A 15,823-nucleotide genomic window follows, 5' to 3' on the forward strand; every position below is an offset into this window, starting at 1 on the left:
CCGTACATCGCTTCAATGCAAGGAATCAGGCAACCGGCTGGATGTACGACCGAGTTAACGGGGTGTGTAGCACCCCGGCCTGATTCTAAAATACTTTTATTATGCGCGTAACTTAACGTCGATCGCGTCTTGAGCACGATTAGTGCGTGGAGCGTCATGGGTATGCTGGCGACCAGACACATCCAGGACTTCCTGATTATTTACCAGTTCGCCCAACGTAATGTTGTTGAGGAAACCGGTCAGACGATCGCTCAGATCGCGCCACAGCGCGTGGGTCAGGCATTTATCGCCGCCCTGACAACCGCCTTTGCCCTGGCAACGGGTCGCATCTACAGACTCGTCAACAGCGCTAATCACTTCACCTACTGCGATGCTGCCGGCATCTTTACCCAGCAGATACCCGCCGCCTGGTCCACGTACGCTGGAAACCAGACCGTTTTTACGCAAACGGGAAAACAGCTGCTCCAGATATGACAGGGAAATTCCCTGACGTTCAGAAATATCAGCCAACGGTACCGGGCCCGTTTCGGAGTTGAGCGCAACGTCCAACATTGCGGTCACGGCGTAACGCCCTTTTGATGTCAGTCTCATGTCTTACTTAGCCTCAAACTCGCCCCTGCCCGGGGTTTTTTATTGTAAAATGGGGGTATTGCATAGCAGGGGCAAGTCTGACATTCCCGACTAAATCAGTCAACTATTTACTTGACTAATTTAGTCAGGTATTTAACCTTCAGTGCCATTTTCACTTGCCGGATGCGCTTCGTTTATCCGGCCTGCAAATCGTGCGGCCTGTAGGCCGGATAAGCGAAGCGCATCCGGCATTAGTACAGTTACTTGCTTTTATTCTGCTGCTCGATTGAAGCTAAAATCCCGCGCAGGATGTTCAACTCCTGGCTTTCTGGACGCGCACGGGTAAACAGACGGCGCAGCTTATTCATCACCTGCCCCGGGTGCCCTTCACGGATAAACCCGGTTGACAGCAGCGTTTGCTCCAGATGACCGTAAAAACGCTCTAAATCATCGACCAGCGGATACTCTGCTTCTTCGTAATCTACGGTCTTATCGCTTTCCTGCGTCGCCAGCCAGGCCATGCGCACCTCATAAGAGATGACCTGCACTGCCATCGCCAGGTTGAGCGAACTGTATTCCGGGTTCGCGGCAATGGCGACGTGATAATGGCACTTCTGCAGCTCTTCGTTGGTCAAACCAACACGTTCACGACCAAAGACCAGCGCCACCGGCGAGTTCGTCGCTTCAGAGACACTTTTTAAACCGCATTCACGCGGATCCAGCATCGGCCACGGCAGCGTGCGGGAACGAGCACTGGTGCCTACCACCAGGCTACAGCCCGCCAGCGCTTCATCGAGCGTATCGACGATCTGCGCGCTTCCGATCACATCACTGGCACCCGCTGCCAGGGCGATGGCCTGGGAGTCCGGTTTAACCAGTGGATTTACCAGCCACAGATTGGTTAAACCCATGGTTTTCATTGCGCGGGCTACAGAGCCCATGTTGCCAGTGTGAGAGGTTTCCACCAGCACGATTCGAATATTTTGCAGCATTGTATTTCTTCGGCTAAAGATTATTCGGGCATATTATCATAAAACGAAGACATATTCCGAACTCGCTGCTATACTCTGCGCCGTTTTCCCGTTCTTTAACATCCAGTGAGAGAGACCGATGCATCCGATGCTGACCATCGCCGTGCGCGCAGCGCGCAAGGCGGGTAATGTAATTGCCAAACACTACGAAACCCCAGACTCTGTAGAAACCAGCCAGAAAGGCAGCAATGATTTCGTGACTAACGTCGATAAAGCCGCCGAAGCGATTATTATCGAAACGATTCGCAAATCTTACCCACAGCACACCATCATCACCGAAGAAAGCGGTGAACATGTTGGTGAAGATTTGGATGTTCAATGGGTTATCGATCCACTGGATGGCACCACCAACTTCGTAAAACGTCTGCCGCACTTCGCGGTATCCATCGCAGTACGCATCAAAGGCCGTACTGAAGTCGCCGTTGTTTACGATCCAATGCGTAACGAACTGTTCACCGCAACCCGTGGCCAGGGCGCACAGCTGAACGGCTACCGCCTGCGTGGCAGCACCGCCCGCGATCTGGATGGCACCATCATCGCCACCGGTTTCCCGTTCAAAGCCAAACAGCACGCCGCTTCTTACATGAAAATTCTGGGCAACATGTTTACCGAATGCGCGGACTTCCGCCGCACCGGTTCTGCTGCGCTGGATCTGGCCTACGTTGCCGCAGCCCGCGTTGACGGTTATTTCGAAATTGGCCTGCGCCCGTGGGATTTCGCCGCAGGTGAACTGATTGCCCGTGAAGCTGGCGCACTGGTTTGCGACTTTACCGGTGGTCATAACTACATGGCGACCGGCAACATCGTTGCAGGTAACCCGCGCGTAGTGAAAGCCATGCTGGCTAACATGCGTGATGAACTGAGCGATGCGCTGAAGCGTTAATCGTTTGATGCCGGATGGCGGCTAGCGCCTTATCCGGCCTACCAGGGAATTCCCCGTAGGCCTGATAAGCGAAGCGCCATCAGGCATTCATCCTACAACAGTGCTAAAACGGTCTTATCCCTCGCCCCACCGGCACCGCACTCATCCACATCACTACCGCAGCAGTGATCAGCACCGCACCACCGGCTAATGCCAGCGTCGTCCAGCCAATCTGTCGCCACAATACTGGCGCTTTATGCCCGCTAAGTTTCACCGCCAGCGAGCGGAAACTGTGTACCAGCAGAGCCAGTGACGTAATCGTCAAAGAGGTTCCTGCCGCCATCGCCAGCGCCGACGCCATACCCCAGCTAAACACGCCAACCACTTTGCTGAACAGTAAAACCATGATGGCCCCCGAGCACGGGCGCATCCCCATAGACAGCACGATCATCAACCGGGCACGCCAGTCATCACCACTTTGCAGCTGTTCAGGATCGGGTAAATGCTGATGCCCGCAGCCGCAACCCTCGTGATGCACATGATGCGGCGTGAAGGCTGTGAATTTTGGGCGGCGCAGCAGCTGGCGCAATTTCTTCAGCGCACGGACGCACAATAAAACGCCCAACACGCCAACCAGCGCATAACTTCCTTTCTCCAGCCAGAAACTACTCATATGTAGCTGTCGTGCGGGCAACTGCAAAATGGTAAGCACCACAACCACCAGTCCGATAGCGACCAGCCCCTGTAATAAAGATGAGGCCAGCGTCAGGCCAATACTCGACTTCAGCTTCGAGGGGTGCGTTGCCAGCCAGGTGGTAATAACGACTTTTCCATGTCCCGGCCCCAGCGCGTGCAGAACGCCGTAGAGAAAACTAAACAGCAGCAGCGATCCCCCGGCCTGGGCCGGCCTGGCAGCAACCGCTTTCAGCAACCCGCTCATCTGTTGGTTAACGTCGCGCTGCCAGACGACACTTTTCATCATCACCTGCGGCCAGGCCTGCCATAGCCACAGTATGCCGCCTGCCGCCAGCAGCAAAAAGACAGCCAGCGGCCATAGCATGAGCCAGCGACGTCTGGCTGCACGTTGTTGATACACTACTGACATTGCAGCGTTACCGTCTGTGCAAACTGTTTACCCAACTCCATATCCTCCGGCGGTGCGTCTTCTTTATCCAGCGACTGCGCAAAGCTCAACGTTTGTTCATTCGGCGTCGGCGTATGTACTGAAATCCGGCATTTTTGGCTTATGGACTGCCCCAGCCTGGCGTCGCTATCTTTGTCATAGCTCATATCAACGTAGTAGGTCGGGTCGAAGGTTGAAATGGTATATTTTTGACCACTCAGCGGCTGAGCTTCGGCCAGCGGCAAAACGAACGTCAGCACTGCCTGGTGTTCCTCCCGCGCCATGCCATATTCCGTCGGCCTGTTTTTAAACTTTACCTTTTTCCCGTCGTGCCACACTTCGGTGAAATAGTGCTGCCCGAGAACGTTGGCCATCACTTCCGCCGCCAGTTTCTTCCAGATCTCATCACCAGGTTTGGCATTTCCCGCATCGTAAAGCAGATCCGCCGAGGTAATTTCATCCATCGTCCAGCGCATTTTCAGCGCGACGAACTGGTCATTCTCGCTCACTATCTCAGTTTTCAGATGGATAAAGCTGTGGGGATGCGCGCCTGCGCCAAGGGACAGGACAGCGAGAAACAACGTGATAATGATACGTTTAACGCCTTGCATGAGTTCTCCACGATGAAAATCTACACCGCCACAAATAATGATGCCTGGTTTGGCGAAAGTGTGCTGAGGATACCATTGAACGAAAAAATATTGAGCACCCTTTTCCGGTATCGATTCAGTTCTCAATTTCGATAATTTCTTCTTCGGGAAATTCCCCTCAAACACCTTTTCGGCGTCAAAACTTAAGCTAAATGATAACGATATGTTAATTGATGGTTTCATTTTAATATTTAATTAACACTTAATTTGAACAACTGAATGTAAAATCACGCAAATTTAACTAATTATTAACCATTTTATTTCCATAAATTCACAACAATGGGCATAGATCACATTCGCAAAACTTATGATTCATTCCCTCTTCCATTCATTGTTAACTTCACGCCGTGACATGTCCTGCCCCCTACGAAAGGTACAACTATGAAATTCAAACTCGCATTACTCAGTGCAACCCTGGTTTCTGCATGCATGTTGTCCGGCACGTCCTTTGCGGCGGAAAAATATGAAATTGCTGTGGTTGCCAAAGTCACCGGGATCCCATGGTTTAACCGGATGGAAACCGGCGTAAATGAAGCAGCAAAAAAACTGGATGTGAATGCTTACCAGACCGGACCTTCAACGCCGGACCCGGCGCAGCAGGTGAAAGTGATTGAGGATCTGATCGCCAAAAACGTTAATGCGATCATCGTGGTGCCGAATGATGCCAAGGTCCTTGAGCCGGTACTGAAAAAAGCGCGCGATAAAGGCATCGTGGTGTTGACGCACGAATCCCCGGATGAGCAAATTGGCCAGTGGGATATCGAAACTATCGACAGTGAAAAATACGCACAGGCCAACGTCGATGAGTTAGCGAAAAATATGGGCGGCAAAGGCGGATATGCCATCTATGTTGGTTCGCTGACGGTCCCACTGCATAACGCGTGGGCGGATTATGCAATTAAGTACCAGAAAGAAAAATATCCGGAAATGTTCGAAGTCACTTCACGTCTGCCGGTCGCGGAAAGTATCGATAAATCCTACGCCACAACGCTGGATCTGATGAAAACCTACCCGCAGATGAAGGGCATTATCGGCTTCGGCTCGCTGGGTCCAATCGGTGCGGGTCAGGCTGTGCAGAAAAAACGCGCCAAAGATAAGATCGCCGTCGTCGGGATCGCTATGCCAGCGCAGGCAGCACCTTACCTGATGCGCGGTGATATCAAAAAAGCGCTGCTGTGGGATCCAAAAGACGCGGGCTACGCGCTGGTCACCGTTGCCGATCAGCTGTTGCAGGGCAAAGAAGTGAACGCCGATCTGAGTATCGATGGTTTAGGGAAAGCCGATATCGACACGGAGAAGAAAGTGATCCGCTTTAACAAGATCCTCGAAGTCACCAAAGACAACGCACAATCACTTGGTTTCTAAGGCTTTAGCCAACACCAGGGAACCTTAACGCCGACCGTCTGGTCGGCGCTATCAACCAAACTAACACTCAGCGTCCCCCCGGACGCGCGCAGGGGTATTGTCCATGGCAGACACCACCGCATTTATCACTCTTGAGAATATCAGCAAACAATTCCCGGGCGTGCTGGCGCTGGATAACGTGAATCTGACGCTGAGAAAAGGCGAAGTTCACTGTCTGGCGGGTCAAAACGGCTGTGGTAAAAGTACCATTATTAAAGTGATCTCCGGGGTTTATCATCCGGAAAAAGGCGCGCAGATTTTACTCGACGGAAAATTGTTCCATCATCTGACGCCGCAGCTCTCTTCCCATTATGGCATTCAGGTTATTTATCAGGACCTGTCGTTGTTCCCCAACTTTAGCGTCGCAGAAAATATCGCGGTCAACCGCTATCTGCCGGGTGGCGATATCTGGGTGCGTCGCGGCGCCATGAAGCAGCAGGCGCTGGCAGCCATGAAACGTATTGGGGTGAATATCGATCCCGATAAAAAAGTTGAAAAACTCTCAATTGCTGATCGACAGCTGGTCGCCATTTGCCGGGCGATTGCCGCCGATGCGCGTCTGGTGATTATGGACGAGCCCACCGCCTCGCTAACCCGCCAGGAGGTTAATGGCCTGCTGCGAGTAGTTAATGAACTGAAAGCGGCCGGAATTTGCGTCGTGTTTGTCAGCCATCGTCTGGATGAGGTGATGGAAGTGGCTGACCGCATCAGCGTAATGCGCGACGGCAAACTGGTGGGTACATACCCTGCCAGCGAACTCGACAGCCACGAGCTGGCCTTCCTGATGACCGGACAACGCTTCCACTACAGCCCGTTGCCGGAAAGGCCCGCGATTGAGCAAGAGCCGCTGCTTGAGCTGCGCAATCTCAGCCGCAGAGGTAAATACCAGAACATTAATCTGTCGCTGCACGGCGGCGAGATCGTCTCCATTGTTGGTCTGCTGGGTGCCGGGCGCACTGAGCTTTGTCTGAGCCTGTTTGGTATGACCCACCCGGAAAGCGGCGAGATTCGCATTAACGGTCAGCCGGTTACTCTGCGCAATAACCATGACGCCATCCAACACGGGATCGGCTATGTCTCAGAAGATCGCCTGACGCAGGGGCTGATCATGGAGCAGTCGATCTACGACAACACCATCGTCACGGTGTTTGATCAACTGCACACCGGTAGCGGTCTGCTCGATCATCGTAAAGCGCAAAAGTTGGTCGCCGATTTAATCCGCGAACTGAATATCAAAGTGTCCGATCCGCACCTGCCGGTCAAAACCCTTTCCGGCGGTAATGCCCAGCGTATCGCCATTGCCAAATGGGTGGCGACCAATCCCCGCATCCTGATCCTCGACTCGCCTACCGTCGGCGTGGATATCGCCAACAAAGAGGGCATTTACCAGATAGCCCGCGATTTGGCGGAACAGGGTATGGCGGTGCTGATGATTTGCGATGAAATCCCGGAAGCGTATTACAACAGCCACCGTGTGCTGGTAATGCGTCGCGGCAAGCTGGTGGCGGAATTTAATCCTCATCAATGCCGTGAAGAGGAGATTGCTGAAGTGGTCGAGGTAATCAATGAATAAGATGCATCTCTCCCGTTTAATCGGGCAACATGAGTTCTGGCTGGGCCTGCTGGTTGTAGCCCTTGCCGTTGGGCTGAGCATCAGCACCGACGAGTTCTTGTCTTTGGGGAACCTGACGGATGTGGCCACCAGCTACGCGATTCTCGGCATCCTGGCCTGTGGGCTGTTTGTGGTGCTGATTTCCGGCGGGATCGACATCTCATTTCCGGCGATGACCGCGATAGCCCAGTATGCAATGGCCAGTTGGGTTATCGGTCACGGCGGCAATTTCGCGCTGGCGTTAATCATCGCCATTGCGGTGGGCCTGCTGCTTGGGCTGATCAACGGTTTTCTGGTCTATTGGCTACGCGTTCCGGCAATCATCATTACCATCGCCACGTTGAACGTCTACTACGGTCTGCTGGTTTACGCCACCAAAGGCACCTGGCTGTACGGCTTCCCGGACTGGTTTATGAACGGCATTAACTGGTTCTCGTTCACCGCAGCGGATGGCTACGACTACGGTTTGACCCTGCCCCTGCTGTGCCTGGCGGCGGTGATCATCTTTACCGCCGTGCTGATGAACTATACCCGTCTTGGCCGTCAGGTTTACGCCATGGGCGGCAACCGCGACGCGGCCTCGCGCCTGGGGCTGAATCTGCTGAAGCTGCATTTTTACGTCTATGGCTACATGGGCATTCTGGCAGGCGTTGCCGCCGTGGTTCAGGCGCAAATCACCCAGTCAGTTGCGCCCAATTCGCTGCTCGGCTTTGAGCTGACGGTGCTGGCGGCGGTAGTACTCGGCGGAACTAGCATGAGCGGCGGGCGCGGTACGTTGACCGGAACCCTGCTCGGCGTGGTTCTGCTGGCCTTCTTACAAAATGGCCTGACGCTGCTCAGCGTCTCCTCTTACTGGCACACCGTGTTCAGCGGCGCCATTATCCTGGTCAGCATTAGCGCCACGGCCTGGAACGAAAAACGCAAACTGGCAAGGGAGCTTTGAGATGAAAACAATCGCCAGATTTTTACCCGGTGATGCCATCATTCGTCTGCAATGCGTGATTATTGTGGTCGTCGCCCTGGTCTTCTCGGCCCTGCTCGGCAGCCGTTTTTTCAGCGTCGCTAACTTCCAGTCGATTGGCTCACAGCTACCAATCCTCGGCATGCTGGCCCTCGGGATGGGCATGACCATGCTGACCGGCGGCATTAACCTGTCGATTATTGCCGGGGCGAACGCCTGCTCGCTGGTGATGGCGGCGATTATCGTCACCCATCCGGATAACCCGCTGTTTCTGGTGCTAGCGCTGCTGGCAGGCGCTGCCGTGGCGGTGGCTATCGGCACGCTCAACGGTGCGCTGATTGCCTGGGTCGGGGTTTCGCCTATTCTCGCCACGCTCGGCACGATGACGCTTATCTCCGGGCTGAATATTCTGCTTTCCAACGGGACGGTGATTTCCGGTTTCCCGACCGCCATTCAGTACCTTGGTAACGCCACGATTGCCGGTATTCCGGTGGCGCTACTGCTCTTTTTCCTGGTGGCAATCCTGCTGTGGGTACTGCTGGAACACACCACGCTTGGGCGCAGCCTGTATCTCGTTGGTTCCAATGAACAGGCTACCCGCTACAGCGGCGTGAATACCGTACGGGTACAAATTTCGGTGTACGTGATTTCTGCCCTGCTCGGCTGGGTCGCCGCCATTTTGATGATGGCGAAATTCAATTCAGCTAAAGCCGGATACGGTGAATCCTACCTGCTGGTCACCATCCTTGCCTCCGTCCTCGGCGGTATCAACCCGGATGGCGGCTTCGGGCGCATTATCGGCCTGGTGCTGGCACTGATTGTGCTGCAAATGCTGGAAAGCGGCCTTAACTTGCTGGGGGTCAGCAGCTATCTGACGATGGCGCTGTGGGGCGCGGTGCTGATCCTCTTTATCGCATTACAGAATCGTAAAGCCTGATTTCAGGAGAAAAAATTATGGCAAGTTACTTTATTGGTGTGGATGTCGGAACCGGAAGCGCCCGTGCTGGCGTGTTTGATCTCAACGGCAGAATGGTCGGTCAGGCCAGTCGGGCCATCGAGATTTACCGCCCGCAGGCCGATTTTGTTGAGCAGTCTTCCGATAACATCTGGCAGGCGGTGTGTAACGCGGTTCGCGATGCGATTAACCAGTCGGATATCAACCCTATCCAGGTCAAAGGTCTGGGCTTTGACGCGACCTGTTCACTGGTGGTACTGGACAAAGAAGGTAAACCGCTGACCATCAGCCCGTCCGGGCGCAGCGAACAGAACATCATTGTGTGGATGGATCACCGCGCCATTACTCAGGCCGAGCGCATCAACGCCCTGCATCATCGGGTGCTGGACTACGTTGGCGGCATTATCTCCCCGGAAATGCAGACGCCAAAACTGCTATGGCTGAAGCAACATATGCCCAACACCTGGGCCAATGCGGGATACTACTTTGACCTGCCCGATTTCCTGACCTGGCGCGCAACGGGCGATGACACGCGCTCATTGTGTTCGACGGTGTGTAAATGGACCTATATGGGCCATGAAGACAAATGGGATGCCAGCTATTTCCGCCAGATTGGGCTGGAAGATTTGCTGGAGCATGATGCCGCCAAAATTGGTCGCTACGTGAAAACCATGGGCGAACCGCTCGGTCACGGGCTATCCGCGCGCGCCGCCAGCGAAATGGGGCTGATTCCGGGGACCGCTGTCAGCGTCTCGATCATTGATGCCCACGCCGGTACCCTCGGCACGCTCGGGGCAAGCGGTGTTTCCGGCGAGGTGGCGGATTTTGACCGTCGTATCGCGCTGATTGGCGGCACTTCCACTGGACACATGGCGATTTCCAAAGAGCCGCGTTTTATCGGCGGCGTCTGGGGTCCTTACTACTCAGCCGTGCTGCCAGAATACTGGCTCAACGAAGGTGGACAGTCGGCAACAGGGGCGTTAATCGACCACGTTATTCAGTCGCATCCTTGCTACGAAACCCTGCTGGCGCAAGCTAAATCTCAGGGGCAGACCATTTACGAAGTGCTGAATGCGCTGTTGCGTAAAATGGCCGGTGAGCCGGAAGATATCGCATTTTTAACCCGCGATATGCACATCCTGCCCTATTTCCACGGCAACCGCTCGCCGCGCGCTAACCCAACGCTTACGGGCGCAATCACCGGACTGAAACTGTCACGTACGCCGGAAGATATGGCGCTACAGTACCTTGCGACCATCCAGGCCATTGCGCTGGGAACCCGCCATATCATTGAAACGATGAATCAAAGCGGCTACACCATCGATACGATAATGGCCAGCGGCGGCGGGACGAAAAACCCAATATTCGTTCAGGAACATGCCAACGCCACCGGCTGCGCGATGCTGCTGCCTGAAGAGAGCGAAGCCATGCTGCTGGGTGGCGCCATGATGGGAACTATCGCCGCGGGCGTTTTCGAAACCTTCCCGGAAGCGATGTCGGCGATGAGCCGGATTGGTAAAACGGTTACCCCGCAAACAAATCGCATTAAGCAGTACTACGATCGCAAATATCGGGTATTCCACGAGATGTATCAGGATCATATGAAATACCGCCAGTTGATGCAGGAGGACGCATGAGCGACTCCTGGTCTCAGGCCACCGGCGTATTTCAGCTCTATAGCGATGCCCTGGCGGGTCTGGGGCAGCATCTGACTGAACCGCTCTGGCAGTCGCTGATGGCGGAGCTGCGCGGCTGTCAGGGGAAAATCGTCGTCACCGGCGTAGGTACCTCCGGCATCGCAGCGCGTAAAGTGGCGCATATGCTTGCGTGCGTGGAACGCCCGGCGATCTACCTCAACGCGACGGACGCGGCGCATGGCGATCTCGGTTTTTTACGCGCCAACGACCTGGTGATTATGCTGTCGCGTGGGGGAAATTCGGATGAACTCACCCGGCTGCTGCCCGGACTGACTGCGCGAAATGTGCCTATTCTGAGCGTGACTGAAAACGCCGACTCAGCCATTGCTAAAGCGTCGAGACTGGTGATTTCCACCGGCGTCCAGCGTGAGGCCGACCCGCTGAACATGTTGGCCACCACCTCAATTTTACTGGTGCTGGCTATCTTTGACGCCGCCTGCGCCTGCCTGATGAGCGAAAGCGGTTACTCAAAGGAGACGCTGTTGTCTGTGCATCCAGGCGGTGATGTGGGATTAACGCTGAGCCGCGGTAAGTAACGCCAGGCAGCTGTTTCGGAGGTAATGAATCTGTTGCCTCCGGTATATTGCTACGTTCACCTTATGTTTTTCACTTCTCTGAAACGATACTGCCTGTGAACGTGTTAAGGGTACTATCGCCGTACCCTTAACAATCCCGGCTCCCGGCGGGAAAATTGTTGCTACGCAATACCCTCCGCTTATTCCTCCGGGCTACCGGGCCGGGCGCGAGGTAGCGTCCTTGCAAAGCGCGCCCTGAGCCAGCATCCATGCTGGCTCTCCCGGCCTTACGGAAACACGTCGGCAATTTTCAGCCGGACCAGCCCACACCTGACCATCTGCGTTTTTTGTTTAAACAGCAAAACGGGTTTCACTGGAAGTCAGAGCGTTGAAGCGATGACCCCGGTCTGGCTGAAAATCGATGAGTCGTTGACGGCTGACCGGGTCTGCCCGCATGGATGCGGGCAGAGTGGACGGCCTGCAGGGACGCAGGCTCGTCCCCGACCCGACAGGCAGACGGCATAAGACGAATGAATCGCATCGCGACGATTTTCCCGCCGGGAGCCTGGGATGCAAGGGAGGCGGCGGTGAGCCTCCCTTGCACGTTCACGGGTATCTCTGATTCAGAGAAGTGATAACGCTGGGGTGAACGGAACCCCATAGCGGAATAAAATATTCTCCATCATGTTTAACATGACATACAGTACATCTCTGGCATATCTAAACAAAAGATAAAACAGTGAAAAAGCGGATTAACGCGCTGCGTTCCACTACCGCTATCTGTTCCGCACGTTAAAAATTCTGTGACGCTCTCCAGCATTCCTGGCGTAAAGCATTCCATTCTCAAAATCTATGAGCAAACTTTAGCTATTCTTATCAAACATACTTACGGGAGATCCTACAGATGATGTCAACGCTTGCCCCACCATCTGTACTTTCCGCTCCCCAGCGCCGTTGCCAGGTGCTGCTGACGCTTTTCCTGCCGGGGCAAATCGCTACTACACAAACCTTCAGCAGCCTCAACGGTGTCGATGATGCCACGGTTCAGGAAGATATTATTGGCGCAGGACTCGAAATCCAGCGCTATCACCGGCTCGCGATAGCCACCGCGCAGAATGGTGGCTATACGATCGAAGGAACCCCGCTAAATCAGCGTCTGTGTCTGTTGCAGTGGCTGCGCCGTGGCCTGCGGATTTGCCCTGCCTTTATCACCCAGCAGTTTACCCCGGCGTTAAAAGCAGAACTTAAACAACGGGGGATCGCACGTACGCTGTATGACGACACCAATCTGCATGCGCTCATTAATCTGTGCTCCCGGCGCTTGCAGAAGCCGTTTGAGTGTCGTGACATCCAGTTCCTGCGCCTGTATTTACAGTACTGCCTGCTACAGCATCACGCGGGGATCACCCCGGAATTTAACCCACTCCAGCAACGCTGGGCGCAATCCTGCGCGGAATATCCGCTCGCAGAGGAAATTGGCCGTCACTGGCAGCGCCACGTCATGCAGAGTGCACCGCTGGGCGAATCGCTGTTTATGGCGTTGCTGTTCTCAATGCTTCGTATCCCCGACCCGATTCGCGATAATCACCAGCAGGATCGCCGCCTGCGCCTTGCTATTGCGCGGCTGGTGCTGCGTTTTCGCGAGTATGGCAATGTGCGCTTCAGCGATGAGCAAGGATTGAATGACCAGTTGTATATCCACCTGGCTCAGGCACTGAACCGCAGCGTGTTTGCCATCGGCATTGATAACACGCTGCCGGAGGAGTTCAGCCGCCTTTATCCCCGGCTGGTTCGTACTACCCGCGAGGCGATTCACGGCTTCGAGGCCGAATACGATGTGCAATTTTCCGAAGAAGAGATCGGGCTGGTGGCCGTTATTTTCGGCGCCTGGCTGATGCAGGAGAAGGATTTACACGAAAAGCAGATTATCCTGCTGACCGGTAGTAACGAACAACTTGAAGTACATATAGAGCAACAGCTGCGCGAACTGACGCTGCTGCCGCTCAACGTAAAACATATGCCGATGCAGGACTTTCAAAAAGAGGGTGCCCCGCGCGGCGTAACGCTGATTATTACGCCGTACACCACGCCGTTACCGCTATTTTCACCCCCGTTGATTCATGCGGATCTGGCGCTTACGCCGCATCAGCAGCAGCAGATCCGCAAAATCCTCGAATCATAACGTTGCAGGCTGCGCGACCACCTTCGGGCGCAGAACGATTGCCGGGAGCGCCACCAGCGCCATCACCCAGAACACGCCGCTGCCCAGATTCTGGTACAGATAGCCCGCGAATACGGTCATGATGGCGATACTGCCGCCCATCGCTATCGCGGAATACACCGCCTGCAAACGAATAACTTCGCTCCCCTGGCGTGCCGCGATATAACGCATTGCCGCCAGGTGGCAGACGGTAAAGGTTCCGCAATGGAGGATTTGCACCACGATCAGCCACGGCAGCTCGGTGCTCCAGCCCATCAATCCCCAACGCACCACCCCGCAAACGGCGGAAAGCAGCAGCAGATCGCGGGCGCTGAAGCGACGGAACAGCTTGTGGCTAAGTGCGAAAATAATCACCTCCGCCACCACACCTAGTGACCATAAATAGCCCACCGCCGAAGCGGAATATCCGGCAGACTGCCAATAGATGGCGCTGAAACCATAATACGCAGCATGCGCCCCCTGTAGCAGACTCACGCAAGCAAGAAAACGCCAGCTCTGGGTTATCAGCGCGCGCCAGGCGGGCCATCCCGCACTCTCCTGCTGACGGTTTTCACCCGCTGGCTGCACGCTCGGGCGAATCATCATGCCCAGCAGCATCGAGGCGACGCCAAGCGATAGCAGGACCAGGATCACCCGATAGTCAAACAGGCTCACCAGTTTGCCGGTTAGCGCGGAGCCGATCACAAAAGCCACGGATCCCCACAGTCGCACCCGACCGTAATCCATGGTTATCTGTTTCTGCCAGGTGTTGGCCAGCGCATCGGTCAGCGGTACCAGCGGTGAGAAAAACAGGTTGAAGCCGACCATCACCACCATCAGCCACGCCACGTTGGTTCCCGCCCAGAAGGCCAGCGCAAACACCAGCGTCAACAGGGCCAGAATACGTAACGCTGAGATCAGCCGAGAGGGATCGCTCACACGCGGCGCAATCAGCAAACTACCGAGAAAACGGGCAATCAGCCCCGCGCCCAGCAGTAAACCGATAGTTTCCGGCGTCAGCCCTAACCCTTCGAGCCAGACGCTCCAGAAAGGCAGAAAGATACCGTAGCTAAAGAAGTAGGTGAAATAACCGAGCGCCAGCCAGCGCGTGGAATGCAAAGCCATGGGTCCTCCCGTTTTGGAAGCTCTAGTCTAATGACTCAAACCACATTCTGAAGAGTACTACCGTTCACATTTACGAAATAATTGTGACAAACATCACCTTTAACCAACACGATTGGTCATCCGCATCCGCAATCGTTTACATCTGTATGATTTTACAGCAGAAAACATGATGGGATGAATAAACAGTAATGCAAGGAATTGAATGGATTTTGCGAAAAATACTCAGCTGAATACCAAAAGCCTTAATATCATCACAAGTATATCATTTAGCAGCCAATATTCGTGATTGCAATATTTTGACTCCGTACTAATTTAAAATTATTTAAATGTAATAGCAGTTAGCCCGTTCATTTTTAATAAATATAATCTGAAAATCTCACTTATTAATATGACTGCCAGCGCATATCTAATACCATTGCCCAGCAATTAATTTTGATCTTTGTCTTTTCATTAATTTAATTGCTAACAGGTTAATCAAATAAGAGGGACTTTAATGAACAAAATTGCAAAATCTATAGCGGTTAGCTTGCTGGCGCTTTCTGCGGGAAGCGCATGGGCGACGGACGGTAAAATTGAATTTACGGGTGAAATTCTAACCAGCACCTGTGAATTCGCCGATGGTGACGTCATCAACGTGGAACTGGGTCATTACGCCGCCGCACAGTTTAAAACTGTCGGTGATACCAGCCCGGCGATTCCGGTTAATATTCCGTTGGAAAACTGCCCAGCCTCCCCGTGGGAGCACGTTGATGGCACAACGGACAACTCGTTCCAGCTGTGGCTGGAAACGCGCGCTGGCGGCACCGTAGCCGATCACGACGATCTGGTCGCCGTTAGCAGCATGGATACCGCCGCAACCGGCGTGGGCATCCGTATCGCAAGAGCCAGCGACAACGCAACGATGGTGCTGAATAAGCTGCCCGCGGCTGATTCAAAAATCAGCTTTGCCCCGGAAGCCGATGGCACCACTATCGTAGGGCTACAAGCCTATTACGTCTCCACTGTTGATCCTAAAGAGATCTCCCCAGGCGAAGCCAACGCCAGCGTTGACGTCACCATCGACTACCGCTAATCCCGTATACCGTCTCTTTCCATCCCTTCTTCCCGCTGGGATGGAA

Annotated in this window: 14 protein-coding genes; 9 read left to right on the forward strand and 5 right to left on the reverse strand. The window is 54.3% G+C overall.

All coding sequences use genetic code 11. The features are described from left to right. Positions 1-99: 99 nt before the first annotated feature. The gene (gene iscR / locus ACHHZ7_RS04040; protein WP_003037674.1) at positions 100-591 is read right to left on the reverse strand and encodes a Fe-S cluster assembly transcriptional regulator IscR; all 492 of its coding nucleotides are present in this window, start codon (positions 589-591) and stop codon (positions 100-102) included. 239 nt (positions 592-830) lie between these two features. Next, a complete protein-coding gene (trmJ, locus tag ACHHZ7_RS04045; RefSeq protein ID WP_003835235.1) occupies positions 831-1,562 on the reverse strand; it encodes a tRNA (cytosine(32)/uridine(32)-2'-O)-methyltransferase TrmJ in 732 nt (243 codons plus the stop codon). A gap of 118 nt (positions 1,563-1,680) precedes the next feature. On the opposite strand from trmJ, the gene suhB reads away from it, so the two are divergent. Continuing rightward, positions 1,681-2,484, forward strand: coding sequence for an inositol-1-monophosphatase (gene suhB, locus ACHHZ7_RS04050; RefSeq protein WP_003835237.1), 804 nt, complete (start codon positions 1,681-1,683; stop codon positions 2,482-2,484). 103 nt (positions 2,485-2,587) lie between these two features. On the opposite strand, the gene ACHHZ7_RS04055 is transcribed toward suhB, so the two are convergent. Next, complete coding sequence (locus ACHHZ7_RS04055) at positions 2,588-3,568, reverse strand: nickel/cobalt transporter (protein ID WP_060683419.1); 981 nt, start codon at positions 3,566-3,568, stop codon at positions 2,588-2,590. Beyond that, positions 3,559-4,197, reverse strand: a complete 639-nt coding sequence (locus ACHHZ7_RS04060) for a DUF1007 family protein (RefSeq protein ID WP_060683418.1) — start codon at positions 4,195-4,197, stop codon at positions 3,559-3,561. The genes ACHHZ7_RS04055 and ACHHZ7_RS04060 overlap by 10 nt, the downstream gene beginning before the upstream one ends. A 420-nt stretch (positions 4,198-4,617) precedes the next feature. Between ACHHZ7_RS04060 and ACHHZ7_RS04065 the strand changes: the two genes are divergently transcribed. The 7 genes from ACHHZ7_RS04065 (at position 4,618) to csiE (ending at position 13,562) form a co-directional block, all read left to right on the forward strand. Next, on the forward strand, positions 4,618-5,601 hold the full coding sequence (locus ACHHZ7_RS04065) for an autoinducer 2 ABC transporter substrate-binding protein (protein WP_003037665.1): 984 nt from the start codon (positions 4,618-4,620) through the stop codon (positions 5,599-5,601). A gap of 103 nt (positions 5,602-5,704) precedes the next feature. Beyond that, positions 5,705-7,213 carry a sugar ABC transporter ATP-binding protein gene (locus ACHHZ7_RS04070; protein ID WP_008785466.1) on the forward strand — a complete coding sequence of 503 codons (1,509 nt, stop codon included), beginning with the start codon at positions 5,705-5,707 and terminating at the stop codon, positions 7,211-7,213. Beyond that, positions 7,206-8,195, forward strand: coding sequence for an ABC transporter permease (locus ACHHZ7_RS04075; protein WP_008785467.1), 990 nt, complete (start codon positions 7,206-7,208; stop codon positions 8,193-8,195). The genes ACHHZ7_RS04070 and ACHHZ7_RS04075 overlap by 8 nt, the downstream gene beginning before the upstream one ends. A gap of 1 nt (position 8,196) precedes the next feature. Beyond that, positions 8,197-9,150 (forward strand): ABC transporter permease, encoded by a 954-nt coding sequence (locus tag ACHHZ7_RS04080; RefSeq protein ID WP_003037658.1) that lies wholly within the window; start codon positions 8,197-8,199, stop codon positions 9,148-9,150. 17 nt (positions 9,151-9,167) lie between these two features. After that, positions 9,168-10,805 (forward strand): FGGY-family carbohydrate kinase, encoded by a 1,638-nt coding sequence (locus ACHHZ7_RS04085; protein ID WP_008785469.1) that lies wholly within the window; start codon positions 9,168-9,170, stop codon positions 10,803-10,805. After that, entirely contained in the window at positions 10,802-11,401 is a 600-nt protein-coding gene (locus tag ACHHZ7_RS04090; protein ID WP_060683417.1) for an SIS domain-containing protein, read from the forward strand. Before ACHHZ7_RS04085 ends, ACHHZ7_RS04090 begins: the two co-directional genes overlap by 4 nt. Positions 11,402-12,284: 883 nt before the next feature. Continuing rightward, entirely contained in the window at positions 12,285-13,562 is a 1,278-nt protein-coding gene (gene csiE, locus ACHHZ7_RS04095; protein ID WP_060683416.1) for a stationary phase inducible protein CsiE, read from the forward strand. Here the strand turns inward: csiE and ACHHZ7_RS04100 are convergent. Then, on the reverse strand, positions 13,557-14,705 hold the full coding sequence (locus ACHHZ7_RS04100) for a 3-phenylpropionate MFS transporter (protein ID WP_008785472.1): 1,149 nt from the start codon (positions 14,703-14,705) through the stop codon (positions 13,557-13,559). The genes csiE and ACHHZ7_RS04100 overlap by 6 nt on opposite strands. Before the next feature lie 493 nt (positions 14,706-15,198). Here ACHHZ7_RS04100 and ACHHZ7_RS04105 point away from each other — a divergent pair, with 493 nt between their 5' ends. Beyond that, positions 15,199-15,777 carry a fimbrial protein gene (locus ACHHZ7_RS04105; RefSeq protein WP_008785473.1) on the forward strand — a complete coding sequence of 193 codons (579 nt, stop codon included), beginning with the start codon at positions 15,199-15,201 and terminating at the stop codon, positions 15,775-15,777. Positions 15,778-15,823: the final 46 nt, after the last annotated feature.

The organism is Citrobacter freundii complex sp. 2024EL-00216 (genome assembly GCF_043945515.1).
Classification (GTDB): domain Bacteria; phylum Pseudomonadota; class Gammaproteobacteria; order Enterobacterales; family Enterobacteriaceae; genus Citrobacter; species Citrobacter portucalensis.

Excerpts from the sequence above, each read along its gene's own strand:
- iscR (WP_003037674.1), bottom strand. The coding sequence starts at position 591 with ATGAGACTGACATCAAAAGGGCGTTACGCCGTGACCGCAATGTTGGAC.
- trmJ (WP_003835235.1), bottom strand. The coding sequence starts at position 1,562 with ATGCTGCAAAATATTCGAATCGTGCTGGTGGAAACCTCTCACACTGGC.
- ACHHZ7_RS04060 (WP_060683418.1), bottom strand. The coding sequence starts at position 4,197 with ATGCAAGGCGTTAAACGTATCATTATCACGTTGTTTCTCGCTGTCCTG.
- ACHHZ7_RS04085 (WP_008785469.1), top strand. The coding sequence starts at position 9,168 with ATGGCAAGTTACTTTATTGGTGTGGATGTCGGAACCGGAAGCGCCCGT.
- ACHHZ7_RS04080 (WP_003037658.1), top strand. The coding sequence starts at position 8,197 with ATGAAAACAATCGCCAGATTTTTACCCGGTGATGCCATCATTCGTCTG.
- suhB (WP_003835237.1), top strand. The coding sequence starts at position 1,681 with ATGCATCCGATGCTGACCATCGCCGTGCGCGCAGCGCGCAAGGCGGGT.
- ACHHZ7_RS04065 (WP_003037665.1), top strand. The coding sequence starts at position 4,618 with ATGAAATTCAAACTCGCATTACTCAGTGCAACCCTGGTTTCTGCATGC.
- ACHHZ7_RS04105 (WP_008785473.1), top strand. The coding sequence starts at position 15,199 with ATGAACAAAATTGCAAAATCTATAGCGGTTAGCTTGCTGGCGCTTTCT.
- ACHHZ7_RS04055 (WP_060683419.1), bottom strand. The coding sequence starts at position 3,568 with ATGTCAGTAGTGTATCAACAACGTGCAGCCAGACGTCGCTGGCTCATG.
- ACHHZ7_RS04075 (WP_008785467.1), top strand. The coding sequence starts at position 7,206 with ATGAATAAGATGCATCTCTCCCGTTTAATCGGGCAACATGAGTTCTGG.
- ACHHZ7_RS04090 (WP_060683417.1), top strand. The coding sequence starts at position 10,802 with ATGAGCGACTCCTGGTCTCAGGCCACCGGCGTATTTCAGCTCTATAGC.
- ACHHZ7_RS04070 (WP_008785466.1), top strand. The coding sequence starts at position 5,705 with ATGGCAGACACCACCGCATTTATCACTCTTGAGAATATCAGCAAACAA.
- csiE (WP_060683416.1), top strand. The coding sequence starts at position 12,285 with ATGATGTCAACGCTTGCCCCACCATCTGTACTTTCCGCTCCCCAGCGC.
- ACHHZ7_RS04100 (WP_008785472.1), bottom strand. The coding sequence starts at position 14,705 with ATGGCTTTGCATTCCACGCGCTGGCTGGCGCTCGGTTATTTCACCTAC.